Raw genomic sequence first — 25,744 nt, forward strand, 5'->3', positions numbered from 1 at the left:
CCGGCGTCAGCCGGTGACCGCTCGGCGCCGTGCAGCGCGCTGCAGCGCGTCGATGCAGACCGTCACCCGTTCGCGCGCAGCGCTCAGACTGAGCGCTGCGGCCTGTGCTCCAGCCGCGTCGCCACGCTGCAGGCAATCGATGATGTCGGCACCCAGTTCGTGCAGTTCACGGTGCGCCACATCGAGGCGCCGATACTCGTCGAGGCTGCCGTAGCGCTGTTCGCCCTCGGCGTGGAACCACAGACCAAAGCGGCATTGCGTCGGGTCACGCACCTCGACGTCGCTCAGGCGCGCCGTCTGGCCGGCGGCGATCGCCAGTACGTCGTCGGCCCAGCGATTGAAGTCGCGTATCGCGGTAAATAGCGGCCTGTCGTCGATATCCCAGCTGAAATCCCGCCATTCCGTCCACCGCGGGTCCGGCACCCAGGCCGCCAGCCAAGGCAGCAGATCGGCCGCCGGCATCGGTCGCGCGATGCCGTAGCCCTGTACCTGGTGACAGCCCAGACGCATCAGCAGCAGCCCGTGCTCAGCAGTCTCGACCCCTTCGGCCACCGATTCCCGGCGCAGCGCGCGCGCCAGCGCGATGACCGCCTGCACGACCTCAAAATCGTCCTCGTCGTCCAGCATGTCGAGCACGAAGGACTTGTCTATCTTGACGACGTTGACCGGGAGCCGACGCAGATAGCCAAGCGAGGCATAGCCGACGCCGAAATCGTCGATTGCCACCCGCACGCCCAGTTGACGGATATCGCTGACCACGTTGGCGGCGCGCTCGATGTCGTTCAGCGCCACCGATTCGACCACCTCGATCTCGAGCACGCGACGCGGCAGCTGCGGCTGCTCCGCCAGCAGTTCGGCCAAGCGCATGACGAAGCCCGGCGCCAGCAGATGCGGGGCTGAAATATTGACCGACACACTGAAGTGCGCACCGGCCGCCCACCAGGTCGCCAGATGCCGTAGCGCGTCGCGGATGACCCACTCGCCGAGACGGTGGATCTCCAGATCGTTGTCGATCAGCGGCAGGAAGCTGTCCGGCGGCAACAGACCCTCCTCGGGGTGTTGCCAGCGCACCAGTGCCTCGGCGCTCACCATGCGCCCCTCGCGCATGTCGATGCGCGGCTGGAAGTACAGCCTCATCTCACCGTGCGTAATTGCCTCGCCGATGCGTTCCTTGCGTCGCAGGCGCTCGACCGACTCCTGGCTGTGCTCGAAATCGAACAGCCGGTAGCAACGCCCGCCGGACTGTTTGGCGGCGTACATGGCCTGGTCGGCGTGGCGCAGCAGCGCATCGGCTTCGCTGTCGTTGAGCGGGTAGAGCGTGACGCCTATGCTGGCCGGCGTGCTCACTTCCCCGCCGGCGAGATGCAGCGGCTCGGCCAGCGCGGCCAGCATGCGTTCGAGACAGGCTTCCATCTCGCCGACATCGCCGAGCGAACCGAGCAGCACGACGAATTCGTCGCCGCCCAGCCGTGCCACCGTGTCGTCCATGCGCACCGACACGCTGAGGCGGTGCGCGATGGCCTGCAGCAGTTCGTCACCGGCTTCGTGGCCGAGCCGGTCATTGACCGCCTTGAATTCGTCGAGGTCGAGCACGCATACCGCGAGCAGCTTGTCCTGGCGGCGCGCGCGCGCCATGGCCTGGGTCAGGCGATCCTCCAGCAGCAGCCGGTTGGCCAGACCGGTCAGCGGATCGTGCGTCGCCTGCCAGCGCAGGCGCTCCTGCATGCGATGGCGGTCGGTGGCGTCACGGAACACGACGACCGCGCCACAGACGCCGCCCTGCGCATCGCGTATCGGCGCGGCCGAGTCCTCGACCACACGCTCCTCGCCACTGCGCGACACCAGCAGCGTCTCGCCTTCCAGCGGCGTCACGACCTGCTGGCGCAGCACCTCGATCGCCGGATCGGGACGCGGCTGGCGGCTCACGCCGTTGACCAGGCGCAGCACCTCGGCCAGCGGTCGGCCCGCCGCCTCTTCGTTGGACCAGCCGGTCAGGTGCTCGGCAACCGGGTTCAGGAAATCGATGCGGCCGTCCTCGCCGGTCGATATCACCGCATCGCCGATCGACAGCAGGGTGACGCGCAGCCGCTCCTTCTCCGCCGACAGATTCCGCTCCAGCCGGATGCGGGCCGAAATGTCACGCAACGTCCACAGTGCCCCCTGCTGCGCGTCGCCGACGCGGATGGGCAGGAAATCGCGCTCGATCACGCGGCCGTCCTTCAGGTGCACGCGCTCGCCGATCACCGCCTCGCCGCGCTGCGCGATGTCGAGTGCGCGCTGCACAGCGGCCGCACCGTCGGCGAACAGCGCCTGCGCGTCGATCAGCAGGTCCTCACGCCGCCGACCGATGAAGTCGGCCGGATCTCCCGACACCGACAGCAGGTCGCAGAAGGCGTGGTTGCACAGTGCGATCCGCCCGTCGGCGTCCTCCATCACGACGCCGATGTACATCTGCGCGAGCAGGCTGTAGAGGCGCGATCGCTCGAGCGCGAGGCCGGCTTCGGCGTTCTTCAGCGGCGTGATGTCGGTGTGGGTGCCGCTCATCCGCCGGGCGTGTCCGCCGGGGTCGCGCACCGCCGATCCGCGCGACATGATCCAACGCCAGCCGCCGTCGCGATGTCGTACGCGAATGATGATTTCGTAGACCGGAATGCGCCCTTCGAGATAGTCGTTAATGCGGTCAAGCAGGCGCGGCAGATCATCCGGATGAACGCGATCGAGAAATGCGTCGGGACGATTGCCCAGCTCGTCGTCGGAATAGCCGAGCATCTGCTTCCAGCGCGGCGAGTAATAGACATCGTTGCTCGCCAGGTCCCAGTCCCACACGCCGTCGTTCGAACCCTTGACGGCGAGCTCCAGCCTCTCCTGCGTCTGCTGCAGCACGCGGTCGTTGCGCATCAGGGTATCGAGCGTGTCGTTGATGCCGTCGAGCAGATCGCCAAGTTCGTCCTGGCGGTGATGCGACAGACGCTGCGAAAGATCGCCCTCGCGTACCCGCTCGAACAGGCCGCGTGCGCGGCGCAGGTCCGCGGTGAGACCGCGCGCCAGCAGCATCGCCAGCAGGGTGCCGATGACGATGGCCGTCAGCGCGTAGAGTGCTCCATCGAACACCGCGCGCTGCAGCGCCGCCACCTCGCTCTGGTGGTTGCGCGCGATGCGCACCCAGCCGACCAAGCGGTCGCCGTAGTGCACGGGCGCCAGTGCGTCGCTCAGTTCCGCCGTCTGCTGCAGCAGCCGCGCACCCTGCCCGACGCCCGCAGACAGAGCGGACAGGCTGAGCGTATCGGACAGCACCGTACCGCTGCGCTCGGCTTCGGTATGGACCAGCACCCGGCCGTCAGGATCCAGATACATCGCGTATTCGATGCCGGGCGAACTGCGCACGCTCTGCAGCAGCTCGTCGAGGCCGGCGAGATCGTTCGCCATCACCCATTCCCGGCCGCTGCGCGACAGCAGTTCGACCTCGGCCAGCAGCGCCGCACGCGACTGCGCCAGCAGCACCTCGCGCTCCCGGCGAACCAGATCACTGACGAAGAACGAAATCAGTACCGCATGCAGCACGACGATCGACAGCACCAGGCGACGCGTCAGCGACGCCGTGAACAGCGAGCGCAGCCGGGCAGCGAAGGTAGCGGCGAGCGTCATGGTCCGATCGGGCCTATCAATTCCGCGTAGCGGGCGAGCATCGCCTGCACCGGCGCGTAGCGGGCATCGGTCGCCGGTTCGAAGCCCGCAATCTCGGCATTGACCAGCAGTCTCCGCCCTTCTTCGGTCGCCGCCAGACCGAACAGGAACTGCGCGACACGTTCGACCAGTTCGGGCTCCAGATCTGCCCGCGCCATCAGGCTATTGTTCGGAAGGTTGTCGGTAACCCAGGCGACCTCGAGCTGTGCAGCGAGCCCCGGGTAGTCCTTCTGGAACGCACGCCAGGGCGGCGGCCAGGTTGCGCCTGCGTCAACCAGACCACGCGCCACGTTCAGGATACTGGATTCCTGCGAGCCGACTGTCCTGACGTCGAGCTGGCGAGCGACGTCGAGACCCGCCTCGCGCAGATGCAGCAGCGGCAGCATGCAGGCGGCCACCGCGGTGCGCGCCGGACAGCTGAAAGTCGCCCCCCGCAGGTCGAGCGGCTGCCTGATCGGACTGTCGCGACGCCGCAGTATCAGACCATGAAAGTCCTCGTCGCCAGACACCTTGCCGAAGACGCGGTAGGCAGGCGCCGCGACCGAGACCGTCTGATAGGGATTGGGCAGTGCCAGATCGAGCGTCCGCTCGCGCAGCTTGCGTTCGTAATCCGCGTAGTCACGCGAGGCCTCCAGACGGATCACGACATCGGGCAGCGCTTCGTTGAGCGCTTCGACGATAGGGCCGTAGAGCGCCATCAGACGCCCGGGGTTGTGCAGAGGGTGCACACCGAAGCTGAGGCGGCGCAACTGCGGCACCGCATCGGCTCGTGCGTACTCGGGCCGCTGTACCACCGGCGCGTCGTCGGCACAGCCGGACAGCAGCGAGACGGCCATCACGCCCAGTACAGCGCGCACGCCACGGCGCAGCATGTTGACGCATCGCCGCTGCTTTCGAGCGACTTCGGGCACCGTCGCAGTTATCAAGTGGTCTCCTGTTCCGCGTCCACGTCAGTGCACATCATGCATTCACTTCGTACCGGATAACGTCAGTCCGTGAGCCGTACTGAAGCGTTGCCGGCAATCGCAGCTCACGTGCAAACAATGCATCAGTGAAAATACCGTTTGCGTCGCGCGCGCTATTCCCGTATAAGCACGTCTGTAGGTGATTTCAAGCATGAACGTGTTGTGCGTCGGTTCTCGATTTTCAAGTCAGTACTCCGCTTGCCATATTCCCCTTGAGGTTTCCCTGCGCTACGGTCCTCGCGTGTCGCGAAGACTTGTTCAAAACTACGTATTCAAAGGAATTCAAAAATGGCAACTGGTACTGTCAAGTGGTTCAATGACGCCAAGGGTTTCGGTTTCATCTCCCCGGACGACGGCGGTGAAGACCTGTTCGCGCACTTCTCCGCGATCCAGGGCAACGGCTTCAAGTCGCTGCAAGAAAACCAGAAGGTGTCGTTCGAAGTGACCCGCGGCCCGAAGGGTCTGCAGGCCTCCGAAATCAAGCCGCTCTGATACTTCAGACGGTTTGAGATCGCCGCAAAGCGATCTGCACTGAAAAAAAGCGCACCTCACGGTGCGCTTTTTTTTCGCCTCCCGCTCTTTGTCCGGTAGATGATGCGGGCGAAAAAAAGCCCCGCCGAAGCGGGGCTTCCTGCCGCAGCACCGATTACTTTTCCTTGGCGTGCGCAGCGAACTTCAGCCAGGTATCGACCACCGTGTCCGGATTCAGCGACACGCTCTGGATGCCCTCGTCCATCAACCACAGTGCGAAATCCGCATGGTCCGATGGGCCCTGCCCGCAGATGCCGACATACTTGCCCAGACGGTTGGCGGTACGGATCGCCATCGACAGCAGCATCTTGACCGCCGGGTCACGCTCGTCAAAAGCACCGGCAACCAGACCGGAGTCGCGGTCCAGACCCAGCGTAAGCTGGGTCAGGTCGTTCGAACCGATCGAGAAGCCGTCGAAGTGCTCGAGGAACTGTTCGGCCAGCAGCGCGTTGGACGGGATCTCGCACATCATGATGAGACGCAGGCCGTTCTCGCCACGCTTCAGGCCGTGCTCGCCGAGCAGCTTCACCACTTCGGCCGCCTCGCCGACGTTGCGCACGAAGGGCACCATCAGTTCGACGTTGGTCAGACCCAGCTCGTCGCGCACGCGACGCATCGCGCGGCACTCGAGCTCGAAGCAGTCGCGGAAGCTGTGCGCGATATAGCGCGACGCACCGCGGAAACCGAGCATCGGGTTCTCTTCGTCCGGCTCGTAGATGTCGCCGCCGAGCAGCTTCTTGTACTCGTTCGACTTGAAGTCCGACAGGCGCACGATGACCGGCTTCGGCCAGAAAGCGGCGGCGATGGTGGCCACGCCTTCGACCAGCTTGTCCACGAAGAAGGCTTCCGGATTCGCGTAACCGCGGGCGCGGCGGCGGATTTCCTCGCGCAGGCGGGCCGGCGCCTGGTCGATCTCCAGAATCGCCTTCGGGTGGATGCCGATCGTGTTGTTGATGACGAATTCGAGACGGGCCAGACCCACGCCGGCATTCGGCAGCTGGCAGAAATCGAAGGCCAGTTCCGGATTGCCGACGTTCATCATGACCTTGAGGTCGAGGTCGGGCAGATTGGACAAGTCGGAGGTGACCACTTCGAAGTCCAGGCGACCACGATAGATATTGCCGGTGTCGCCCTCAGCGCAGCTGGCGGTGACTTCCTCGCCTTCGGTCAGCGTTTCGGTCGCATCGCCGCAGCCGACAATGGCCGGAATGCCCAGTTCGCGCGCGATGATGGCTGCGTGGCAGGTACGGCCGCCGCGGTTGGTAACGATGGCGGCGGCCTTCTTCATGACCGGCTCCCAGTTCGGGTCGGTCATGTCGGTGACGAGCACGTCACCGGCCTGCACCTTGTCCATTTCGGCTGCGCTCTCGACGATGCGCACCGGGCCGGCGCCGATCTTCTGGCCGATGGCACGGCCGCTGGCCAGCACCTTGCCGTACTGCTTCAGGCGGAACTTCTGCTGCGACATGCCGGACTCGTGCGACTTCACGGTTTCCGGGCGCGCCTGCAGGATGTAGAGCTGGCCGTCCACGCCATCCAGACCCCACTCGATATCCATCGGACGGCCGTAATGCGCTTCGATGGTCATCGCGTAGCGCGCCAGCTCGAGCACCTGTTCGTCGGTCAGCGAGAAGCGCTGGCGGTCGGTGTCGCTCACGTCCACCGTCTGCACGCTGCGACCGGCCGCAGCGGTCGCGGCGAACTCCATCTTGATCATCTTGCTGCCGAGGGTGCGGCGGATCACCGCCGGGCGACCCTGGGCCAGCATGGGCTTGTGTACGTAGAACTCGTCCGGATTGACCGCGCCCTGCACCACGGTCTCACCCAGACCGTAGCTGGAGGTGATGAACACGACGTCACGGAAACCGGATTCGGTATCCAGCGTGAACATGACGCCGGCCGCGCCCTTGTCCGAGCGCACCATGCGCTGCACGCCGGCCGACAGCGCGACACCCGCGTGCATGAAGCCCTTGTGCGCGCGGTAGCTGATCGCGCGGTCGTTGTAGAGCGATGCGAACACCTCGCGGATGGCATGCAGCACGTTGTCGATGCCGGAAATGTTCAGGAAGGTTTCCTGCTGTCCGGCGAAGGACGCATCCGGCAGATCCTCGGCGGTGGCCGAGCTGCGCACCGCGAACGAGCCGTTGCCGGCGGCGTCGAGCTGGGCGTAGAAGCTGCGGATTTCGGCTTCGAGCTGGGCCGGGAACGGCGTATCCATCATCCACTGACGGATCTGCGCGCCGGTACGGGCCAGCGCGTTGACGTCATCGACATCCAGCGCCTCGAGGGCGGCATGGATGCGATCGGCCAGACCGTCCTGCGCCAGAAACTCACGGAAGGCTTCGGCCGTGGTGGCAAAACCTCCGGGTACGCGCACGGACTTGGGGAGCTGGCTGATCATTTCGCCCAGCGACGCATTCTTGCCACCGACGCTTTCAACGTCGGTCATGCGCAACTGTTCGAACGGGATGACGTAGCGAGACATGGGTATCCTCTCTTGAACATGGGGCGATCGCTTGTTGCGGCGACCGTGTACTTTCCTGTCGCACCGTGTGGGTGCGCGGGAAGCCGGCATTCTAGTTAAAGTCGGTGTTGCGCTGCGGAAATTTTTCCGTCCAACGTGATGTTTACGTTCCGATTCCTGAGCAAATGGCCATGAGAACCGTCTTCTTCATTTCCGACAGTACCGGCATCACCGCAGAAACCCTGGGGCGCAGCCTGCTTTCCCAGTTCGAGGGTATGAAATTCAGGCAAACCCGCGTTCCCTTTGTCGATTCGGTCGATAACGCGCTCGATTGCGTCGAACGGATGACCGAAGCCAAGATGCGCGACGGCGAGCGGCCCATCGTCGTCACCTCCATCGTCAATGCCGAGGTGGCGCGCACGGTGCGCCAGGCCGATGCGCTCTTTCTCGACATGTTCGAGCACTTCGTCGGCCCGCTGGAGGAAGAGCTGGGCCAGGCGGCAAACCACAATGTCGGCCGCCAGAAGGGCATGGAAGAAAGCGCCGATTACCAGCGTCGCATCGAGGCGATCAATTTCTCGCTGGCACACGACGACGGGATGTCGCACAAGGAACTGGCACAGGCGGACGTGATCCTGGTCGGCGTGTCGCGCTCCGGCAAGACGCCGACCAGCCTCTACATGGCGATGCAGTTCGGCGTGAAGGTGGCGAATTATCCGTTGATCCCTGAGGATTTCGAGCGCAACAAGCTGCCGACCGAGCTGGTGAAATACCGCGCCAAGCTGTTCGGCCTGACCATTTCGCCGGAGCGCCTGTCACAGATCCGCGAGGAGCGCCGCCGTGGCAGCCACTACGCATCGATCGAGAACTGCCGCTTCGAGGTCGATGCGGCCCAGAAGCTGATGCGCATGGAAGGCATACGCTGGCTCGACTCGACCCACAAATCGATCGAGGAAATCGCCGCCATCGTGCTGCAGGCGGTGCAAGTGGACGAGAACGCCTACTGATGGAGCGAATAGGCCGCAACGCTCTCGCGACACGGCAGCGCTGACCACGGCAGACCCTCCTCGTCGTCCAGCGGTCCGTGCAGCAGGCGGGCGTAGCGTCGTGCCGCCGTGGCCACGTCGTAGTCGCGGGCGACGTCGGCGCGCGCCTCGCGCCCATAGCGCTCGGCAGTTGCCGCGTCGTCGAGCAGTCCGATCGCGGCATCGCCGAGTGCTGCGGCGCTTGCCGCCTCCACCAGACATCCGCTCACGCCGTCACGCAGCACCTCGCGCGCTGGCGCGTGCTCTGGCGCAACCACCGCGCACCCGCTCGCCATCGCTTCGAGTGCCGATTGCGAGCTCCGGCCCGGGTGCAGGTGCACCCTGGACAAGGCCAGCAGCGCACCCCGACGCGCCTCTCCCGGGTCATCGACGAGATCGATACGGGCGATGTCGGTCGCGCTGCCGCTGACCGATGGAAGCGGGCGCCCGATGATCAGTACCCGACAATCGGCGCGGGCACGCAGCACCTGTTCGAGCGCGCCGGCAAGCGCCTGCGCATCGTCCGGGTCGGCCCAATCGTCCATCAGCACGCTGAGCACGGGCCCGCCGCGAAACAGCGGACGGCCGTCCCGACTGAGCACCTTGCCGACGGCGTGGGGCTGGGCGCTGGCAATGCCCTCGTGGATGACATCGATGCGCGAACGCAGCACCTCCGGATGACGATCGCGCTGCCACCAGCTCGAGCAGACGACGGCGTCAAAGCCGGCCGCGTCGGCCGGATCGGTCCGCTCATCGACATGAAGGACCTGATGCGCCTCGGGAAAATCGCGCAGGACGCGCGCCGCCGTTCCGGGGTCGGTATCCACCAGCACCGCGTGCGGACGCATCGCCGCCGTCGGCAGACGCATCGACCCTAGATTTGCGGCCGAACGCACCTGCCAGCCGGGCAGCTGCGCCCAGTGCTGGATGAGCGGACTGAACCGCCCGCGTGTCGCGCGCTGCACGACCAGCAAGCGGAATTCGCGCCGCGGAGAACCCTCGGACACACGGGGAAAGAACACTGATGAGCACACTCGGGCCATGCCAGCCTCCTTCAGTCTGCCTCGCGCCGACCCCATGCCGACGCGCCGCCGGAGACAGCGACGCTACACGGGACGATGAAGCTGAAGAATAATGCAAATGTACTAATCCGGCGGTAAATCCCTGGCTGTGGTGCAATAGCCGCCCGTATCAGACTGCTTTTCGCACCATGTTCAACCCCTCCCGCGACCAGGCCCGCCAGTTCTTCATCGACACCTGGGCCAAGCGCGGCGGCAACCAGCCGCTGACGCAGATGGAGACGCTGGCACTGACCCTGATGGCCCGCCATCCGGAGTACCACGCGCTGCTCGATCAGGGCGAACGCGCACTGACACGTGAGTACCCGCCTGAGCTGGGCGAAACCAACCCCTTTCTGCACCTGTCGCTGCACCTGGCGATCGAGGAACAGCTGGCGATCGACCAGCCGCCGGGCATACGCGCAGCCTTCGAGGCCCAGCGCGCGAAGCTGGGCGACGAACACGAGGCGCTGCACCGTGTGCTGGACTGCCTCGGCGAAAGCATCTGGCGCGCACAGCGTGATCGCCAGCCGCCCGACGGCGCCGCCTACGTGGCCTGTGTACGGGCCGGACTGGACGACTGAAGCGCCGCAGGCGCTAACATGTGCGCCCTCTTTCCCTGTCGCCGCCCGCAATGACCTCGACCGACGCTTCTGTTAACACCATAGACTTTCATGGTCAGCCTGCGCTCGAACTGCGCGCACCCGACGGCGCCACCTGCGTGGTCAGCCTGTTCGGTGCGCAGGTGCTGTCCTGGGTGCCGACCGGCGGCAAGGAGAGGCTGTATCTGTCGCCGCAGGCGCGCTTCGACGGCCGCAGCGCGCTGCGCGGCGGCATCCCGGTGATCTTTCCTCAGTTCGCCGAGCGCGGCAGCGGCCCGCGCCACGGTTTCGCGCGCACCCTCGTCTGGCAGGTCGATCAGACCCGCGTATCGAAGGACTTCGCCATCGCGACGCTGCGCCTGACCGACGATGAAACAACGCGCGCGGTATGGCCGCACGCTTTTGCGCTCGAACTGACCGTGGTGATCGGCGGCAACCGGCTCGACCTCGAACTTTCGGTCGAGAACACCGGCGCCACCGCCTTCGACTTTGCCGCCGCATTGCACAGCTATCTGCGCGTCGCCGAGGTCGAGAACTGCCGTCTGGAAGGCCTGCGCAATACGCGTTACCTGGATGCCACCGACGGCGACAAGGCGAAGGACGACCGGCTGGACGCACTCATCGTCGAGGACGAGGTCGATCGCCTCTACCGTCGGGCGCCGGATACCGTGGTGCTGCACGATGGCGCGCGGGCCTTCGGTTTCCAGAGCGAAGGATTCCCGGATCTGGTCGTTTGGAACCCGTGGGAACACAAGTGCCGGGCGCTGAACGACATGCCCGACCTCGATTTCCGCCGCATGATCTGCATCGAGCCGGCCATCGCCGAGCGCCCGCAGACGCTGGCCGCCGGCGAACACTGGAGCGGTCGTCACACCATCGTCGCCGCCTGACGGGAAAGACAACGGAAAGAAAAAGGGCACCCGCGGGTGCCCTTTTTGCGTAACGCAGCGGCTCAGCCGAGCGCCTGGCGCACCTGATCCAGCGTTGTCGGATCGTCCAGCGTGGTCAGATCACCCGGGTCGCGTCCTTCCGCAATCGCCTGGATGGAACGGCGCAGCATCTTGCCGGAACGGGTCTTGGGCAGGCCAGTCACGAACACGACCCGGCCCGGGCGCGCGATCGCACCGAGCAGGCCGTCCACGGTCTGCATCACTTCCTTCTCCAGCTTGGCGCGGTCTTCCGCAGTTGCGGTCCGGGCCGGGTCCTTCACCACCGCAAACGCCAGCGGCATCTGACCCTTCAGCGCATCGGCGACGCCGACCACGGCAACCTCGGCAATGGCCGAATGCGCCTGGATGGCTTCCTCGATCTCGCGCGTACCCAGGCGGTGCCCGGCCACGTTGATCACGTCGTCGGTGCGGCCGAGGATCTTGTGATACCCGGCCTCGTCACGGATGCCCCAGTCGAAGGACGAATAGACCAGCGGCGACTTGAACAGCGAGAAATAGGTGCGCACGAAACGTTCGTCGTCGCCCCAGACGGTGGACAGGCAACCGGGCGGCAGCGGCGGCACGATGCCGACGATGCCCTTCTCGTTCGGGCCGCATTCGCTGCCGTCCTCGCGGAAGATGCGCAGGTCGTAGCCATACACCGGCGCCCCCGGCGAACCGAGCTGGATCGGCGTTTTCTCGACGCCCGGCAGTTCGCACAGGATGGGCCAGCCGGTTTCGGTCTGCCAATAGTTGTCGATGACCGGCTTGTCGAGCGCCGTCATCAGCCATTCGTGCGTCGGCTCGTCCAGCGGTTCGCCAGCGAGGAAGATGTGGCGCAGCGACGACAGGTCGTGCTTCTTCAGGTAGGCGGGATCCTGCTTTTTCAGCACGCGCGCGGCGGTCGGTGCCGAGAACATGACCGTCACCTTGTACTTCTCGACCAGGCTCCACCAGATGCCGGGATCAGGGCGCAGCGGCGTGCCTTCGTACATCAGTGTCGCCATGCCGGCAATCAGCGGGCCGTAGATGATGTAGGAGTGACCGACGACCCAGCCGATGTCCGAGGTCGTGAACATCGTTTCGCCCGGGTTGCCGCAGTAGATGTGCTTCATCGACGCGGCCAGCGCGACCGCGTAGCCGCCGGTGTCGCGCTGCACGCCCTTCGGCTTGCCGGTGGTGCCCGAGGTGTACAGGATGTAGGACGGCTCACTCGACTCCAGCCAGACGCAGGGCACGCGGGCATCCATGTGCTGCGCGCGCAGCGTCGCGTAATCGACGTCGCGGCCGGCGGTGCGCGGGAAGTCCTTCTCCAGCCCGCGATCGACCATGAGCACCTTTTCCGGCGGGTGCTCGGCCAGCGAGCAGGCCTCGTCCAGCAGATGCTTGTAGGGCACGACCTTGCCGCCCCGCATGCCGGCCTCGGCCGACACGATCACCCTGGGCTTCGCGTCATCGATGCGCGTGGCCAGTGAACCGGCGGCGAAACCACCGAATACCACCGAGTGGATGGCGCCGATGCGCGCGCACGCCAGCATCGCGAAAGCGGCCTCGGCAATCATCGGCATGTAGATCAGCACGCGGTCGCCGCGGCCCACGCCGAGCGACTGCAGGATGGCCGCCGTGCGCTCGACCTCGCGCTGCAGTTCGGCGAAGGTGTAGGTCTTCTCCGTGTCGGTCTCGGTCAACACGAAAATCAGCGCTGGCGCGTCCGGACGCTGCGCGGCATGACGGTTGACCGCGTTGTGACACAGATTGGTGGTACCGCCGACGAACCACTTGGCAAAAGGCGGACGGGAAAAATCGCAGATCTGCTGCGGCGGCGCCTGCCAGTCGATCAGACCGGCCTGCTCGGCCCAGAACTCATCGCGTTTGGCGATAGAGCGGGCACGGAACTCCTTGCTTGCTGACATTCAACTCCTCCAACCCCGCACCACTGTGAATTGACCTGATTGATCTTGTTATTGTGTTTCCGCTTGCCAAGCTAGCGTGGCTGCTGCTTGCCGAGGAGCGAAGTATCGGCTTCGGCTGCGTGCTCGCGCAAGCAGTCGAGCGGAATGTTGCAGTCGTACTTGACTCCGATCAATTCGAGCAGCGGCAGCAGCCGGTAGATCAGCGCCGGCAGTTGCGGCTCGATTTCGGCCTGTGCGCCCGACTTTATCAGCAGCAGCGCGCGCTCGATGCTGACGATGCCAGCCGTCCACGCGAATTTCTGCGGCTCGCCGCCGGTGCTGCGTACCGCGTTGCCGCCCTCGCGGTGCGCCAGATCGGCACGCGCCACCGCCAGGCCGAGCATCTGCGACACCGATTCGGCCTGATCGGCCAGACTGTTCGCGACGCCGATATTCAGACTGATGCGCAGCGTCTGGCCGCGATACTGCATGGCCGTCGCACCGATCACGCTACGCATCCGGTTGGCGAACTGTTCCGCGCTCTGCAGGCTGATGTCGGGCGTGATGATGGCGAACTGGCCGTCGCCGATCTGCGAGAAGGTGTCTTCCTTGCGCACCTTGGTCGCCAGCACCTTGGCCAGCTTGCGCATGATCAGATCGGTCACGTGACGCCCGAAGTTGCGGGTGATCTCGCCGAAGTTGTCGATGCCGACGATCAGCACGCTGACCTGACCGTGGTAGCGCGCCGCTGCCGACATCAGCTGCGCGCCGTGGATTTCCATGTACTGCGGCGTCGCCATGCCCGAATCCGGGTCGATCGGCGAGGCCGCGGCCAGCGCCTCGCGGCTGTCGGCGAGTTCACGGGAGGTCTTGCTCAGCCGGCTGGCGGATTCGATACGCGACAGCAGTTCGACCGTGCCGATGCCCTTGGTGATGAAGTCGGTAGCGCCGAGCGCCCGCGCACGCTCACGTGCAGCGTCGTCCTCGTCGCCGGAAATCATGATCACCGGAATGTCGGCGATGCGCTGGATGTGCGAGGCGCGGATGCGTTCGAGCAAGCCGTAGCCATCGAGGTGCGGCATGCTCAGATCGGACAGCACGACCTGGATCGAGTCATCGACCAGCAAAGTCGCCCAGCCGGCTTCGCCGTCGGCCTCCTCGCGACACTCGAAGCGGTCGCGGATGCGCTTGATGATGGACGCGCGCACCATGCGCGAGTCGTCAACGACGAGCACCTTGGCGTGCATCACATCATCGCTGGGCGGGGAATCACTCATGGGCCGCGCGTCGGCTGGGATGGTCGGACCCGCGATTGTAGGGGAAGCCGGCGCGCTGTCGCGCAACATGTTGGCGGTGTCGGAAAACTTGGCAGATGGGGGTTGCGTCGGTATATTCCGGCCCCATGCTCCGAATATCCCTTCTCCGGATGTGGTTGTGCGCCGCTTCTGCGTGCGCACTTCTCGCCTCCCCCGCCGTTCGGGCCGAGCCCGCTGCGGCACCGGAAAGCGGCGTATTCACGACGCTCTACGGTCCGTTCTCCGGCGAGCGCGTGATCGAGCACGCCAACGCCGCAGCCGATGCGGTGACCGACCTGATCGACAACGGCCTGTCCCTGCTCGGCATCCGCTATCGCTTCGGCGGCAACACGCCGCAGAGCGGCTTCGACTGCAGCGGTTTCGTGCGCCACGTGTTTTCCGATGCGCTGGGCGTGCTGCTGCCGCGCACCGCGGTCGAAATGGCACGGGTCGGCGAAACGATTCCGAAGGACGAACTGCAGCCGGGCGACCTGGTGTTCTTCAACACGCTGCGCCGCTCCTTCTCGCACGTCGGCATCTACCTTGGCGACAACAAGTTCATGCACGCCAATTCGCGCGGCGGCGGCGTGCGCGTTGACGACATGACCGGCCGCTACTGGGCCAAGCGCTTCAACGGCGCACGCCGGATCGACGTCGATCAGGGCGGCAGCATTTCGCTGCGCTGATTCCTTCCGGCCGGTTTACTTCGCGCGGGGACACGCTGCGCACTTGACCGCGCCGCACCCCTCCAGCGCCGTTTTCAACGCACACACCGATCGACGGCAGGCCACCACCGGCACGCCGCTGTCGCGTGCCGCGTCACGATAGGCTTTCATCACGTTGTGGCCGAGAAAGTCGGTAAACAGGATCACCACGTCGGTCCCTCCGGGCAGGCGCTGCGCCTGCCGCTGGTGCTTGGGATCGCGACCGGTGATGTGATGACGGATCTTCAGGCCGAACTCGGCCAGCACCTCGGGAATGTTGCCGAGGCGATCAGCCCCGACCAGAACAGCGTCCATGCGAACATCCTTTTGAGAACGATTCGCATTCACGGTAGCGCAATTGCGAATGCTTTGCAATTGCGAATTGCTTCTGCTAATTTCCGGCCGCATCGTGACGCACTGATTCGCGCACGAACCTTGCGACCGTATCTCCTGGAGCGACCATGAAATCCCGACTCATCCGCCTCGCAACGGCGCTGACCGCCGCCTTCGCGCTGACCCCGGCGCTTGCGCAGGAAAAGGTGCTGAACCTCTACTCGGCCCGTCACTATCAGACGGACGAAGCGCTGTACTCGAACTTCACGCGCCAGACCGGCATCAAGATCAACCGCATCGAAGGCAAGGAAGACGAACTGGTCGAGCGCATCCGCAACGAAGGCGCCAACAGCCCGGCCGACGTGTTCATCACCGTTGACGCCTCGCGCCTGGCCCAGGCCGACGCGCTCGGCCTGTTCGCGCCGGTGAAGTCCGCTGTGCTCGAAGAGCGCATCCCGGCCCACCTGCGTGACCCGGAGAACAACTGGTTCGCGTTCTCGACCCGCGCCCGCGTCATCATCTACAACAAGATGAAGCTGAAGTCGGCCGACGTCGCCAACTACGAGGACCTGGCCAAGCCGGCGCTGAAGGGCAAGCTCTGTTCGCGCTCCGGCGCCCACCCTTACAACGTGTCGCTGGGCGCTGCGCTGATCCAGCACTGGGGCGAGGCGAAGACCGAAGAGTGGGCACGCGGCGTGGTCGCCAACTTCGCACGCGCCCCGAAGGGCGGCGACACCGACCAGATCAAGGCGGTAGCGGCCGGCGAGTGCGACGTGGCCGTGTCAAACACCTACTATCTGGTGCGCCTGCTGCGCTCGGGCAAGGCGGAAGACCGCTCGATGATGGAGAAGGTCGGCGTCGTGTGGCCCAACCAGTCCAGCTTCGGCACCCACATCAACATTTCCGGCGGCGGCATGCTGAAGACGGCGCCGAACAAGGACGCCGCGGTCAAGTTCCTGGAATACCTCGCCTCGGACGAAGCCCAGGCCTATTTCGCCAACGGCAACAACGAGTGGCCGGTGGTGAAGTCGGCGGTGGTGTCCAACCCGGAACTGAAGTCGCTGGGCAACTTCAAGGCCGACACGCTGAACGTCGGCGAACTGGCCCGCACAACGGCCCAAGCGCAGAAGGTGTTCGACCGCGCCGGCTATCGCTGAACCGGCGATCGAAGCCCGTCAGCGAAGGCCCCGGTACCGCAAGGACTGGGGCCTTTTCACATCCGCGGACGCCGTAGAATCCGGTCATGTATCAAGGCCGGAGGTCGTCATGCTCGCGTCGCTCACCCTGCTGCTGGTGCTCCAGCTGATCGGGGAAGTGCTGGTCCAGTGGCTGGGGCTGCCGGTGCCCGGCCCGGTGGTCGGCATGGCGCTGCTGTTCGCCGCCCTGATGATCCGTGGCGACACCCCGGCACCGCTGCGCGAAACGGCCAACACCTTGCTGCAGCACCTGTCGCTGCTGTTCGTACCGGCCGGCGCCGGCATCATGGTGCACGCCAGCCTGCTCGCCCGCGAATGGCTGCCGACATTGACCGCCGTCGTGCTGAGCTGCGCGATCACGCTGCTGCTCACCGCTGCCGTGCTGCGCCTCGGAGCGCGTGGTCGATGACGGGCGAAATCCGCGAGCTTTGGGTCTATCTGGCGGCCAGCCCGCTGCTCGGCCTCACGCTGACGCTGCTGGCCTACCAGGCGGCGCATGCGCTCTACCTCAAGCTCGGCTCACACCCGCTGGCCAATCCCGTCGCCCTGGCAATCGCCCTCATCGTCGCCCTGCTCACGCTGACCGGCACGCCCTACGCCATCTATTTCGACGGCGCCCAGTTCGTGCACTTCCTGCTCGGCCCGGCCACGGTTGCCCTGGCTGTTCCGCTTTACGCCCAGCTACCGCGGCTGAAGCAGCTGTTCGGCCCGTCCATGCTGGCGCTGCTGGCCGGGTCGGTGGTGTCGGTGCTGTCCGTATGGTGGATCGCGCAGGCGCTCGGTGCCGAGCCGCGTACGCTGCTGTCGCTGGCGCCGAAATCGGTCACCACGCCGATCGCCATGGGCATTTCGGAAAAGATCGGCGGCCTGCCCTCGCTGACCGCCATTCTGGTCATCCTGACCGGCATCGTCGGCGCCGTCATCGGCCCGGCCCTGCTGAAGGCCACCGGCACCCGTGACCCGGCGGTGACCGGCTTCGCCATCGGCATGAGCGCCCACGGCATCGGCACCGCGCGCGCCTTTCAGCTCGGCGAGACGGCCGGCGCCTTCTCCGCGCTTGCAATGGGATTGAATGGTGTCGTCACGGCGATTGTCGTGCCGCTGATCGCCCGCTGGTTAAGCTGACCGTGCCGCCCCGAGCACAACATGGGCCATACTTACGCCCCTTGGCCTGCTCCCGCACTCCGCTTCAGGCCCCAACACAAAGCAGCAGATGAGCACGCAACCCAGTGAAAAGAAGTACCGCGCCATCGGCCACCTGCCGGAAGGCGACACCGCCGGCCGCCACCCGGCCGACGCCACCGCCCACGCGACCGCTCCGTCGGACATCGTCTGCCGGCTGCCCACCCGTTGGGCCGACTTCACGCTGCACGGCTACGCCGACCCGAAGACCGGGCTCGAACACGTTGCACTGACGCTGGGCGACTTCAACGACGGCGCCCCGGTCATGTTGCGCCTGCACTCCGAATGCCTGACCGGCGACACGTTGTTCAGCCTGCGTTGCGATTGTGGTCCCCAGCTCGAAGCGTCGCTGCGCGCGATTGCTGCCGAAGGCCGTGGCGCGCTGGTCTACCTGCGTCAGGAGGGGCGCGGCATCGGCCTGATCAACAAGATCCGCGCCTACGCGCTGCAGGACAGCGGCGCCGACACGGTGGACGCCAACCGTATGCTGGGTTTCGAGGACGACGCACGCGATTACCGCTACGCCGCGCACATCGTGCGCAGCCTCGGCATCCGTCAGGCACGGCTGCTCACCAACAACCCACTGAAAGTGCGGGCGCTGGAGAGCGAAGGCGTCGAGGTGGTCGAGCGCATTCCGCTGCACGTCGGAGCCAACCCGATGAATCATCGCTACCTCGCGACCAAGGCCCAGCGTATGGGCCACATCCAAGACTGATGAGCCACGCCGACGCGCAGGACTTCTGGTCCGACAAGTACCGCGCCGTCGGCGAGGCCTATCTGTTCGGCACCGCACCGAACCGCTTCCTCGCGGCACAGGCCGGCGTGCTCCGTGCAGGACAGCGCGCGCTCAGCGTCGCCGATGGCGAAGGCCGCAACGCGGTCTGGCTGACCGAACAGGGGCTGGACGTGACGGCGACCGAACTGTCGCCGGTTGCGCTCGACAAGGCCGAAGCGCTGGCTGCCGCGCGCGGCGTACGGGTCGATTTCGCGCTGGCCGACGCGCTGAACTGGACCTATCCGGATGAAGCCTTCGACCTTGTGGTGGCCATCTTCATCCAGTTTGCGGCACCCGACGAACGCACCCGGCTGTTCGAAAACCTGAAGCGCACGCTGCGCCCGGGCGGTCGCATCGTGCTGCAGGGCTATACGCCGAAGCAGCTCGATTACCGCACCGGCGGGCCGTCGGCCATCGAGAACCTGTACACCGCCGCAATGCTGCGCGAAGCCTTCGGCGACTTCGACATCGAACGGCTGGACGAGTACGAGGACGTGCTCGACGAAGGCTCCGCGCATCGCGGACAGTCGGCACTGGTGGGGATGGTGGCGAGAAAACCCGGCTGAACAAGCGCAGGCTGGTGCCCAGGAGAGGACTCGAACCTCCACGCCTTGCGGCGCTGGAACCTAAATCCAGTGCGTCTACCAATTTCGCCACCTGGGCACGCGGCGCGGATTGTACACCCGCCCCCGGTATACTCGGCGCCCCATGTCGGTCGAACACTACGAAAACTTCCCGGTCGCCTCCCGCCTGATGCCGCCCGCGCTGCGCGAGCCGGTCGCGGCCATCTACTGGTTCGCCCGCAATGCGGACGACATCGCCGACGAGGGCGAGGCCGCCCCGGAAGCGCGACTGACCGCGCTCGAACTGTGTCGCGAACAGTTGCGCGTCATTGAAAACGGCGGCGTGCCGGACGACCCGATCCACGCCCGGCTGGCCCGCGCCGTGCGCGCATGGTCGTTGCCGCTGCCGCTCTTCCGCGACCTGCTCGACGCATTCGCGCAGGACGTGGTGAAAACCCGCTACGCAAACGACACCGAACTGCGCGACTACTGCCGCCGCTCGGCCGACCCGATCGGCCGGCTGCTGCTCTGCCTTTACAAGGTCGATGACGCGGAAAGCCTCACTCAGTCCGACGCGATCTGCAGCGCGCTGCAGCTGATCAACCACTGGCAGGACGTCGCCATCGACATCGGCAAGAACGCCGACGGCCTGCCGCCCGGCCGCATCTACATTCCGCTCGACACGATGGCGCGCTTCGGCGTCACCGAAGCGCATCTGCGCAACGCGCGCTGCGACGACGCTTTCCGCGCCATGATGAAACAACTCGTCGATGACGCCCGCGCGCTGATGCGTTCCGGCATGCCGCTGGCACGCCGCCTGCCCGGTCGACTGGGCTGGGAATTGCGCCTTGTCGTGCAGGGCGGGCTGCGCATTTTGCAGCGCATCGAACAGGTCGATTACGATGTCTTCCGCCGCCGCCCGAAACTGGGCCGAACCGACTGGCCGCTGATAGCCCTCAAGGCCCTCACCTACCGATGACCCCCGACGAATACTGTCAGGACCGCGCCGCGAAGAGCGGTTCGTCCTTCTATTACAGCTTCCTCTTCCTGCCGCCGCCGCGCCGGCGTGCGATCACCGCGCTGTACGCCTTCTGCCGCGAGGTTGACGACGTGGTCGACGAAACCGAGGACGTCGGCATCGCGCGCACCCAGCTCGCTTGGTGGCGCACGCAGATCGACGCCTGCTTCGACGGTACGCCCGAGCATCCGGTCTGCCTGGCGCTGCTGCCGGCCATCCGCGACTACGGCCTGCCGCGCGAACAGCTGCTCGAAATCATCGACGGCATGGAAATGGATCTCGACCAGTCGCGCTATCTCGACTTCAAAGGGCTGCAGCTCTATTGCTACCGCGTCGCGTCGGTGGTCGGTCTGCTCGCCTCGCAGATCTTCGGCTCGACCCACCGCGACACGCAGAAGTATGCGCACGACCTGGGCATCGCCTTTCAGCTCACCAACATCATCCGCGACGTCGGCGAGGACGCGCGACGCGGTCGCATCTACCTGCCGGTCGAGGAACTGCAGCGCTTCAACGTGCGCGCCGCCGACATCCTGAACGCACGCTACAGCGACGAATTCCGTCAGCTGATGGAATTCCAGATCGCCCGCGCCCGCCAGTACTACGAACAGGCGATGGCCGCACTGCCGAAGCAGGACCGCGCGGCGCAGCGCCCTGGGCTGGTGATGGCCGCGATCTACCGCACGCTGCTCGACGAGATCGAGCGTGACGGCTGCCGCGTGCTTGACCGGCGCATCGCGCTGACGCCGCTGCGCAAGCTGTGGCTGGCGTGGAAAACCTGGCTGAAAAGTTGAGCACCACGGTCGCCATCGTCGGTGGCGGCTGGGCCGGCCTGGCCTGCGCGGTCAACTGCGTACGCCGCGGGCTTCAGCCGACGGTGTTCGAGGCCGCTCCCCAGGTCGGCGGTCGCGCGCGCACCGTGTACATGGACGGTCTGCCGCTCGACAACGGCCAGCACATCCTGATCGGCGCCTACAGCGAAACGCTGGCGCTGATGCGTGCCGTCGGCGCCGACCCCGACGCGCTGCTGCAGCGACTGCCGCTGGCGCTCCAATTTGACGACGGCTTTTCGCTGCGCGCGCACGGCAGTGGACGCGCCAGCGTCGCCCTCGCCTTCCTGCGTGCCCGCGGCATGAGCTGGCGCGATCGTCTGGCCGTGCTGCAACTGATGCGCGCGATACGCCGCGCGCCGCCGGCCGACGAGACCGTGGCCGCCCTGCTCACCCGCACGGCGCAGACCGACGGCGCGACCCGGCACCTTTGGGCGCCGCTGTGCGTCGCCGCGCTGAACACCTCGATCGAACAGTCCAGCGCCCGCGTGTTCGCGCGCGTGCTGACCGACAGCCTGATGGGGCCGCCGGGCGCGGCCGACCTGCTGCTGCCGCGCGCCGACCTCGGCAGTCTGCTGCCCGAGCCGGCCCTGTTCTGGCTGCGCGCGCACGGGGCATCGGTGAACACCGGAACGCGCGTACGTACCGTGCGCGAGCAGGCCGATGGTTTCGCCATCGACTGCGGCGACAGTGCGCCAAGCTTCGACCGCGTCGTGTTCGCCTGCAGCCCGCATCAGCTGCCGGCGCTGCTGGGCGACCTGCTCGGCATGCAGCACATCGCGCAACAGGTCGCGGCGCTGGCGTACGAAGCCATCACCACCGTCTATGCCGCCTTCGACGCCCGCACGCGTCTGCCCACAGCGATGACCGGCTTCGTCGCCGGCGAACCGCACTGGGTATTCGACCGCGGCCAGCTCGGCGGTCCGCCCGGCCTGCTGGCCGGTGTCGTATCCGCCGCCGGCGGCACGCGGGAAGAGACGGAACGCACCGTACTGGCCGCGCTGCGCAGCCAGTTCCCCGCGCTGTCCGATCCGCTGTGGGTACGCACGATCAGCGAACGCCGCGCCACCTTCCGCTGCACGCCGGGACGTGCCGCGATCGAACAGCCGCGCGACAGCCGCATCGCGATCGCAGGCGACTACCTCGTCGCCGACTATCCGGCCACGCTGGAAGCCGCCGTTCGCAGCGGTCTGGCTGCGGCATGCAGACTCGCATCGTAAGCGCGCATTGGTCGCAATTTGCGCGTCGCCAGCGTCGCCATCGTGGGAGCGAGCTCTGCTCGCGATGCGGCCGGTGTCCGCAGCCACCGGGTATTCAGGCGCCGTATCGCGAGCAGAGCTCGCCCGCACAAGAACCAGCCATTACTCGGCCGTGCCGCGCACCTTGATCCGCACGCCATCGCACTCCACCACCTGACCAGCGCGGATCTTCGCGGTGCGACGCGATTCCGGCTGGCCGTCCACCATCACGCCGCCGGCGTTGACGCGGGCCTTGCCCTCGCCGCCACTCGTGACGACACCGGCAATCTTCAGCAGGTCGCACAGGGCGACGTATTCGCCCCGCAATTCGAAATCGACGTTTTCCATTGCAGCTTTCAATAGGCGCACAGGCGCTCGCAGGCCTGTGCAATGAGCGCTTCGCTCTTGGCGAAGCAGAAACGGATGAGCTTCGCGTCGAAGCCATCGTGGTGGAAGGCGGACACCGGTATGGTGGCCACGCCTGCTTCGCGCATCAGCCGGCGTACGAACACGGCGTCCGGCTCGTCGCTGATCGCGTCGTAGCGGGCGAGCTGGAAATAGGTGCCGGCGCAGTCCAGCAGTTCGAAGCGTGAAGCGGCCATGCGGGCACGGAAGTCATCGCGCTTCTTCTGGTAGAAGGCGCCGAGGTCGAGATAGCGCGAAGCGTCGGCCATGTAGTCAGCCAGGCCGAGCTGGCAGGGCGTGTTCACGGCGAACACGTTGAACTGGTGCACGCGGCGGAATTCGGCGGTCAGCGACGGCGGCGCGCAGACGAAGCCGACCTTCCAGCCAGTCACATGGAAGGTCTTGCCGAAGCTGGACACCAGCAGCGTGCGCGCCGCCAGTTCCGGCACGCGGCAGGCGCTGGCGTGTTCGCGGCCGTCGAACATGATGTGTTCGTACACCTCGTCCGAAATGACCAGGATGTCGCGACCGTCGCACAGCGCGGCCAGCCGGCGCTGGTCGTCGAGCGACCAGGCGGCGCCGGTCGGGTTGTGCGGCGTGTTGGTGATGATGAGCCGGGTACGCGGCGTGATCGCGCGCGCCACCGCGTCCCAGTCCGGCAGGAAGTGCGGCGCCTCCAGCCGGATGAATACCGGCGTCGCACCCGCCAGCCGGATGCCCGGCAGATAGCTGTCGAAGGCCGGCTCGAAAATGATCACCTCGTCGCCTGGCCCGGCCAGCGCGGTGATCGCGGTGTAGACGGCCTGAGTGGCGCCGGCGGTGATGGTGATTTCGGTCTCCGGGTCGTACTGCGCGCCATACGCCGCGGCCATCTTGGCGGACACCGCTGCGCGCAGCGCCGGCTGGCCGGCCATCGGCGAATACTGGTTGTGGCCGGCGTGCATATGCCGCGCCACTGCATCGAACAGTTCCGGCCCCGCAGTGAAGTCGGGAAAGCCCTGCGACAGGTTCAACGCGCCCAGTTCGGCGGCTTCGCGCGAAATGACGGTGAATATCGTGGTGCCCACGTCGGGCAGCTTGGACGGCACGCAGCCGCTGTAATCCTGCATGGCAGACATCGCTCTGGCTTGGAGGGCGGATTATGCTTCAGGCCCCGATGCAATACGGTATGCCCGCCCCGCTCCATGACCGACACCCCCAGCCCGCTGCGCATCGACAACGATGTTCTCCACATCCTCGACCAGACCCGACTGCCCTTCGCCGAACACGAACTGCGCATCGCCACCGCTGCGCAGGCGGCCCACGCAATCGCCTCGATGCAGGTGCGCGGTGCGCCGCTGATCGGCGCCATCGGCGCCTTCGGTCTGGCGCTGGCGCTGCGTGAGGCGGCCGACGACGCCGCGCTCGACGCCGCCCGACGCACGCTGGCCGCCACCCGACCGACCGCGGTCAATCTGGCCTGGGCGCTGGACCGGGTCGCACGCGCGGTGCTGCCTCTGGCGCCGTCCGCGCGCGCCGAAGCAGCCTGGCACGAGGCGCTGGCGATCTGCGACGAGGACCGCGCTGCCAACCGCGCCATCGGCGAGCACACGCTGGCGCTGATCCGCGCGCTGCCGGCATCCGGCCGCATCGATCTGATGACCCACTGCAACGCCGGCTGGCTGGCCACCACCGGCTGGGGCACTGCGCTGTCCGGTATCTATCTGGCGCAGCAGGCCGGGCTGGACATCCACGTCTGGGTGTCGGAAACGCGGCCGCGCAATCAGGGCCTGCTGACCGCCTGGGAACTGGCGCGCGCTGGCGTGCCGCACACCGTGATCGCCGACAACGCCGCCGGTCAGCTGATGCGCGAAGGCCGCGTTGACGCGGTGGTGATCGGCGCCGACCGTATCGCGGCGAATGGCGACACTGCGAACAAGGTGGGCAGCTATCTGAAGGCGCTGGCGGCACGCGCGCATGCGCTGCCCTTCTGGGTCGCTGCGCCGTGGTCAACCATAGATCTGGGCTGTGCCGACGGCGACGCGATTCCGATCGAGGAACGTAGCGGCGACGAGGTGCGCGTGGTGCGCGGCGCCGAGGGCGGCGTCACGGTGCTCGACGCCGACCGCGCTGTCGCCAATCCGGCCTTCGACGTGACGCCGGTCGCACTGGTGAGCGCCATCGTGACCGAACGCGGCCCGATCGACTGCGTGGCCGGGCAGACGCCGAAACAGTTCTCGGTCTGACTTCATCCACAGAAGTTAATGTTGTTTCGAGAAAACTGAAACCCTTATCTGTAAAGGATTTCCGGCCGACGACGTGGGGAAACCACTGACGTTTCGTTAACCTTTAACACGGACACGCTTGTAATCCGCGGCGTGTTGGGGATAATCGGCGGCACTCCACAATACAGGGGCACACCCTGATGACTGAGGTCAGCGGCGCCGACGTGCACTCTGCGGCTCGCCGGTTGGAAGCGTGCGGACTGAACCGCGGTGCGGCTGGCAATGTCAGCGCGCGCCGCGGCACCGCATTCCTGATCACACCGAGCGGACTCGAACCGGATGCGTGCACGCCGGACGACATGGTTCTGGTCGACCAGGACGGCGGTTTCGCAGGCCGGCTCAAGCCGTCCTCGGAATGGCGCATCCATCGCGACATCTATCGCGCGCGGCCCGAAGCCGGTGCGGTCGTGCACACGCACGCCCCCTTCGCCACCGCGCTCGCCTGCGTCGGTGCAGACATTCCGCCCTTCCACTACATGATTGCGCGCTTCGGTGGCGCCACGGTGCGCTGCGCGCGCTACGCCACCTTCGGCGAACAGGCGCTGTCCGACGCGGTGATCGACGCACTCGACGGTCGCTGTGCCTGCCTGATGGCCAACCACGGCATGCTGGTGTTCGGCCACGACCTGGCGCAGGCGGTCGCGCTGGCGGTCGAATTCGAAACCCTGTGCGAACAGTACTGGCGGACACTGCAGATCGGCACGCCGCAGCTGATCGACGACGCCGAAATGGCGCGCGTGCTGGTCAAGTTCGGGAGCTACGGACAGTGAATGCGGCGCCGCATCACGGCCTGC

General features: G+C 66.3%; 24 protein-coding genes and 1 tRNA gene. 15 read left to right on the plus strand and 10 right to left on the minus strand.

The genetic code is table 11. From position 1 onward, the window contains the following. Nucleotides 1-6: 6 nt before the first annotated feature. Both ACQ66H_RS12830 and ACQ66H_RS12835 read right to left on the minus strand, forming a co-directional pair. The gene (locus ACQ66H_RS12830) at nucleotides 7-3,645 is read right to left on the minus strand and encodes an EAL domain-containing protein (RefSeq protein WP_430434352.1); all 3,639 of its coding nucleotides are present in this window, start codon (nucleotides 3,643-3,645) and stop codon (nucleotides 7-9) included. Further along, complete coding sequence (locus ACQ66H_RS12835; RefSeq protein WP_430434353.1) at nucleotides 3,642-4,610, minus strand: phosphate/phosphite/phosphonate ABC transporter substrate-binding protein; 969 nt, start codon at nucleotides 4,608-4,610, stop codon at nucleotides 3,642-3,644. Before ACQ66H_RS12835 ends, ACQ66H_RS12830 begins: the two co-directional genes overlap by 4 nt. Before the next feature lie 327 nt (nucleotides 4,611-4,937). Between ACQ66H_RS12835 and ACQ66H_RS12840 the strand changes: the two genes are divergently transcribed. Continuing rightward, entirely contained in the window at nucleotides 4,938-5,141 is a 204-nt protein-coding gene (locus ACQ66H_RS12840) for a cold-shock protein (protein WP_019917894.1), read from the plus strand. 154 nt (nucleotides 5,142-5,295) lie between these two features. Here ACQ66H_RS12840 and ppsA read toward each other — a convergent pair whose 3' ends face one another. After that, nucleotides 5,296-7,665: a phosphoenolpyruvate synthase gene (gene ppsA / locus ACQ66H_RS12845; RefSeq protein ID WP_430434354.1), complete on the minus strand. Its 2,370-nt coding sequence runs from the start codon at nucleotides 7,663-7,665 to the stop codon at nucleotides 5,296-5,298. Nucleotides 7,666-7,835: 170 nt separating this feature from the next. Between ppsA and ppsR the strand changes: the two genes are divergently transcribed. Then, complete coding sequence (gene ppsR / locus ACQ66H_RS12850; protein WP_024300389.1) at nucleotides 7,836-8,651, plus strand: posphoenolpyruvate synthetase regulatory kinase/phosphorylase PpsR; 816 nt, start codon at nucleotides 7,836-7,838, stop codon at nucleotides 8,649-8,651. Here the strand turns inward: ppsR and ACQ66H_RS12855 are convergent. Next, nucleotides 8,645-9,712 (minus strand): glycosyltransferase, encoded by a 1,068-nt coding sequence (locus tag ACQ66H_RS12855; protein WP_430434355.1) that lies wholly within the window; start codon nucleotides 9,710-9,712, stop codon nucleotides 8,645-8,647. The genes ppsR and ACQ66H_RS12855 overlap by 7 nt on opposite strands. Before the next feature lie 167 nt (nucleotides 9,713-9,879). Between ACQ66H_RS12855 and ACQ66H_RS12860 the strand changes: the two genes are divergently transcribed. After that, nucleotides 9,880-10,311, plus strand: a complete 432-nt coding sequence (locus ACQ66H_RS12860) for a DUF1841 family protein (protein ID WP_430434356.1) — start codon at nucleotides 9,880-9,882, stop codon at nucleotides 10,309-10,311. A gap of 50 nt (nucleotides 10,312-10,361) precedes the next feature. Beyond that, nucleotides 10,362-11,219 carry a D-hexose-6-phosphate mutarotase gene (locus ACQ66H_RS12865; protein WP_430434357.1) on the plus strand — a complete coding sequence of 286 codons (858 nt, stop codon included), beginning with the start codon at nucleotides 10,362-10,364 and terminating at the stop codon, nucleotides 11,217-11,219. A 62-nt stretch (nucleotides 11,220-11,281) separates the two neighbouring features. On the opposite strand, the gene ACQ66H_RS12870 is transcribed toward ACQ66H_RS12865, so the two are convergent. Further along, nucleotides 11,282-13,171, minus strand: a complete 1,890-nt coding sequence (locus tag ACQ66H_RS12870; protein ID WP_430434358.1) for a propionate--CoA ligase — start codon at nucleotides 13,169-13,171, stop codon at nucleotides 11,282-11,284. 71 nt (nucleotides 13,172-13,242) lie between these two features. Next, nucleotides 13,243-14,427: a GGDEF domain-containing response regulator gene (locus ACQ66H_RS12875; RefSeq protein WP_430434359.1), complete on the minus strand. Its 1,185-nt coding sequence runs from the start codon at nucleotides 14,425-14,427 to the stop codon at nucleotides 13,243-13,245. A gap of 149 nt (nucleotides 14,428-14,576) precedes the next feature. Between ACQ66H_RS12875 and ACQ66H_RS12880 the strand changes: the two genes are divergently transcribed. Further along, entirely contained in the window at nucleotides 14,577-15,131 is a 555-nt protein-coding gene (locus ACQ66H_RS12880; protein ID WP_430435631.1) for a C40 family peptidase, read from the plus strand. Between the two features lie 15 nt (nucleotides 15,132-15,146). On the opposite strand, the gene ACQ66H_RS12885 is transcribed toward ACQ66H_RS12880, so the two are convergent. Further along, the gene (locus tag ACQ66H_RS12885; RefSeq protein WP_296812111.1) at nucleotides 15,147-15,497 is read right to left on the minus strand and encodes a DUF2325 domain-containing protein; all 351 of its coding nucleotides are present in this window, start codon (nucleotides 15,495-15,497) and stop codon (nucleotides 15,147-15,149) included. Between the two features lie 113 nt (nucleotides 15,498-15,610). On the opposite strand from ACQ66H_RS12885, the gene ACQ66H_RS12890 reads away from it, so the two are divergent. The 5 genes from ACQ66H_RS12890 to ACQ66H_RS12910 all read left to right on the plus strand — a co-directional run bounded on the left by ACQ66H_RS12890 (nucleotide 15,611) and on the right by ACQ66H_RS12910 (nucleotide 19,201). Continuing rightward, complete coding sequence (locus ACQ66H_RS12890; protein ID WP_304008301.1) at nucleotides 15,611-16,639, plus strand: Fe(3+) ABC transporter substrate-binding protein; 1,029 nt, start codon at nucleotides 15,611-15,613, stop codon at nucleotides 16,637-16,639. Nucleotides 16,640-16,748: 109 nt separating this feature from the next. Then, nucleotides 16,749-17,087: a CidA/LrgA family protein gene (locus ACQ66H_RS12895; RefSeq protein WP_020165008.1), complete on the plus strand. Its 339-nt coding sequence runs from the start codon at nucleotides 16,749-16,751 to the stop codon at nucleotides 17,085-17,087. Next, nucleotides 17,084-17,803 carry an LrgB family protein gene (locus ACQ66H_RS12900; protein ID WP_430434360.1) on the plus strand — a complete coding sequence of 240 codons (720 nt, stop codon included), beginning with the start codon at nucleotides 17,084-17,086 and terminating at the stop codon, nucleotides 17,801-17,803. The genes ACQ66H_RS12895 and ACQ66H_RS12900 overlap by 4 nt, the downstream gene beginning before the upstream one ends. Before the next feature lie 88 nt (nucleotides 17,804-17,891). After that, nucleotides 17,892-18,575 (plus strand): GTP cyclohydrolase II, encoded by a 684-nt coding sequence (gene ribA, locus ACQ66H_RS12905; protein WP_430434361.1) that lies wholly within the window; start codon nucleotides 17,892-17,894, stop codon nucleotides 18,573-18,575. Then, the gene (locus tag ACQ66H_RS12910) at nucleotides 18,575-19,201 is read left to right on the plus strand and encodes an SAM-dependent methyltransferase (RefSeq protein WP_430434362.1); all 627 of its coding nucleotides are present in this window, start codon (nucleotides 18,575-18,577) and stop codon (nucleotides 19,199-19,201) included. Before ribA ends, ACQ66H_RS12910 begins: the two co-directional genes overlap by 1 nt. A 12-nt stretch (nucleotides 19,202-19,213) precedes the next feature. On the opposite strand, the gene ACQ66H_RS12915 is transcribed toward ACQ66H_RS12910, so the two are convergent. After that, nucleotides 19,214-19,298 (minus strand) — tRNA-Leu (locus ACQ66H_RS12915). Nucleotides 19,299-19,343: 45 nt separating this feature from the next. On the opposite strand from ACQ66H_RS12915, the gene hpnC reads away from it, so the two are divergent. From hpnC to hpnE, 3 genes are read left to right on the plus strand one after another with little or no spacing between them, the layout of a single operon-like run. Further along, nucleotides 19,344-20,177 (plus strand): squalene synthase HpnC, encoded by an 834-nt coding sequence (gene hpnC, locus ACQ66H_RS12920; protein ID WP_430434363.1) that lies wholly within the window; start codon nucleotides 19,344-19,346, stop codon nucleotides 20,175-20,177. After that, nucleotides 20,174-21,007, plus strand: a complete 834-nt coding sequence (hpnD, locus tag ACQ66H_RS12925; protein WP_304003795.1) for a presqualene diphosphate synthase HpnD — start codon at nucleotides 20,174-20,176, stop codon at nucleotides 21,005-21,007. The genes hpnC and hpnD overlap by 4 nt, the downstream gene beginning before the upstream one ends. After that, on the plus strand, nucleotides 21,004-22,263 hold the full coding sequence (gene hpnE, locus ACQ66H_RS12930) for a hydroxysqualene dehydroxylase HpnE (RefSeq protein ID WP_430434364.1): 1,260 nt from the start codon (nucleotides 21,004-21,006) through the stop codon (nucleotides 22,261-22,263). Before hpnD ends, hpnE begins: the two co-directional genes overlap by 4 nt. A gap of 141 nt (nucleotides 22,264-22,404) precedes the next feature. Here the strand turns inward: hpnE and ACQ66H_RS12935 are convergent, their stop codons facing one another. Both ACQ66H_RS12935 and ACQ66H_RS12940 read right to left on the minus strand, forming a co-directional pair. After that, nucleotides 22,405-22,629: an RNA-binding S4 domain-containing protein gene (locus ACQ66H_RS12935; protein WP_430434365.1), complete on the minus strand. Its 225-nt coding sequence runs from the start codon at nucleotides 22,627-22,629 to the stop codon at nucleotides 22,405-22,407. 8 nt (nucleotides 22,630-22,637) lie between these two features. Then, nucleotides 22,638-23,804: a methionine aminotransferase gene (locus ACQ66H_RS12940; RefSeq protein ID WP_430434366.1), complete on the minus strand. Its 1,167-nt coding sequence runs from the start codon at nucleotides 23,802-23,804 to the stop codon at nucleotides 22,638-22,640. A gap of 66 nt (nucleotides 23,805-23,870) precedes the next feature. Between ACQ66H_RS12940 and mtnA the strand changes: the two genes are divergently transcribed. Further along, nucleotides 23,871-24,911, plus strand: coding sequence for an S-methyl-5-thioribose-1-phosphate isomerase (mtnA, locus tag ACQ66H_RS12945; RefSeq protein WP_430434367.1), 1,041 nt, complete (start codon nucleotides 23,871-23,873; stop codon nucleotides 24,909-24,911). A gap of 179 nt (nucleotides 24,912-25,090) precedes the next feature. Continuing rightward, on the plus strand, nucleotides 25,091-25,720 hold the full coding sequence (locus ACQ66H_RS12950; protein WP_430434368.1) for a class II aldolase/adducin family protein: 630 nt from the start codon (nucleotides 25,091-25,093) through the stop codon (nucleotides 25,718-25,720). Nucleotides 25,721-25,744: the final 24 nt, after the last annotated feature.

The organism is Methyloversatilis sp. (assembly GCF_965284615.1).
Classification (GTDB): domain Bacteria; phylum Pseudomonadota; class Gammaproteobacteria; order Burkholderiales; family Rhodocyclaceae; genus Methyloversatilis.

Coding starts and splice junctions, on each gene's coding strand:
- ACQ66H_RS12910 (WP_430434362.1), top strand. CDS start 18,575: ATGAGCCACGCCGACGCGCAGGACTTCTGGTCCGACAAGTACCGCGCC.
- ACQ66H_RS12890 (WP_304008301.1), top strand. CDS start 15,611: ATGAAATCCCGACTCATCCGCCTCGCAACGGCGCTGACCGCCGCCTTC.
- ACQ66H_RS12900 (WP_430434360.1), top strand. CDS start 17,084: ATGACGGGCGAAATCCGCGAGCTTTGGGTCTATCTGGCGGCCAGCCCG.
- ACQ66H_RS12860 (WP_430434356.1), top strand. CDS start 9,880: ATGTTCAACCCCTCCCGCGACCAGGCCCGCCAGTTCTTCATCGACACC.
- ACQ66H_RS12865 (WP_430434357.1), top strand. CDS start 10,362: ATGACCTCGACCGACGCTTCTGTTAACACCATAGACTTTCATGGTCAG.
- hpnC (WP_430434363.1), top strand. CDS start 19,344: ATGTCGGTCGAACACTACGAAAACTTCCCGGTCGCCTCCCGCCTGATG.
- ACQ66H_RS12880 (WP_430435631.1), top strand. CDS start 14,577: ATGTGGTTGTGCGCCGCTTCTGCGTGCGCACTTCTCGCCTCCCCCGCC.
- hpnD (WP_304003795.1), top strand. CDS start 20,174: ATGACCCCCGACGAATACTGTCAGGACCGCGCCGCGAAGAGCGGTTCG.
- ACQ66H_RS12840 (WP_019917894.1), top strand. CDS start 4,938: ATGGCAACTGGTACTGTCAAGTGGTTCAATGACGCCAAGGGTTTCGGT.
- ppsA (WP_430434354.1), bottom strand. CDS start 7,665: ATGTCTCGCTACGTCATCCCGTTCGAACAGTTGCGCATGACCGACGTT.
- ACQ66H_RS12875 (WP_430434359.1), bottom strand. CDS start 14,427: ATGAGTGATTCCCCGCCCAGCGATGATGTGATGCACGCCAAGGTGCTC.
- mtnA (WP_430434367.1), top strand. CDS start 23,871: ATGACCGACACCCCCAGCCCGCTGCGCATCGACAACGATGTTCTCCAC.
- ACQ66H_RS12870 (WP_430434358.1), bottom strand. CDS start 13,171: ATGTCAGCAAGCAAGGAGTTCCGTGCCCGCTCTATCGCCAAACGCGAT.
- ACQ66H_RS12895 (WP_020165008.1), top strand. CDS start 16,749: ATGCTCGCGTCGCTCACCCTGCTGCTGGTGCTCCAGCTGATCGGGGAA.
- ACQ66H_RS12935 (WP_430434365.1), bottom strand. CDS start 22,629: ATGGAAAACGTCGATTTCGAATTGCGGGGCGAATACGTCGCCCTGTGC.
- ACQ66H_RS12855 (WP_430434355.1), bottom strand. CDS start 9,712: ATGGCCCGAGTGTGCTCATCAGTGTTCTTTCCCCGTGTGTCCGAGGGT.
- ACQ66H_RS12830 (WP_430434352.1), bottom strand. CDS start 3,645: ATGACGCTCGCCGCTACCTTCGCTGCCCGGCTGCGCTCGCTGTTCACG.
- ppsR (WP_024300389.1), top strand. CDS start 7,836: ATGAGAACCGTCTTCTTCATTTCCGACAGTACCGGCATCACCGCAGAA.
- ribA (WP_430434361.1), top strand. CDS start 17,892: ATGAGCACGCAACCCAGTGAAAAGAAGTACCGCGCCATCGGCCACCTG.
- ACQ66H_RS12940 (WP_430434366.1), bottom strand. CDS start 23,804: ATGTCTGCCATGCAGGATTACAGCGGCTGCGTGCCGTCCAAGCTGCCC.
- ACQ66H_RS12950 (WP_430434368.1), top strand. CDS start 25,091: ATGACTGAGGTCAGCGGCGCCGACGTGCACTCTGCGGCTCGCCGGTTG.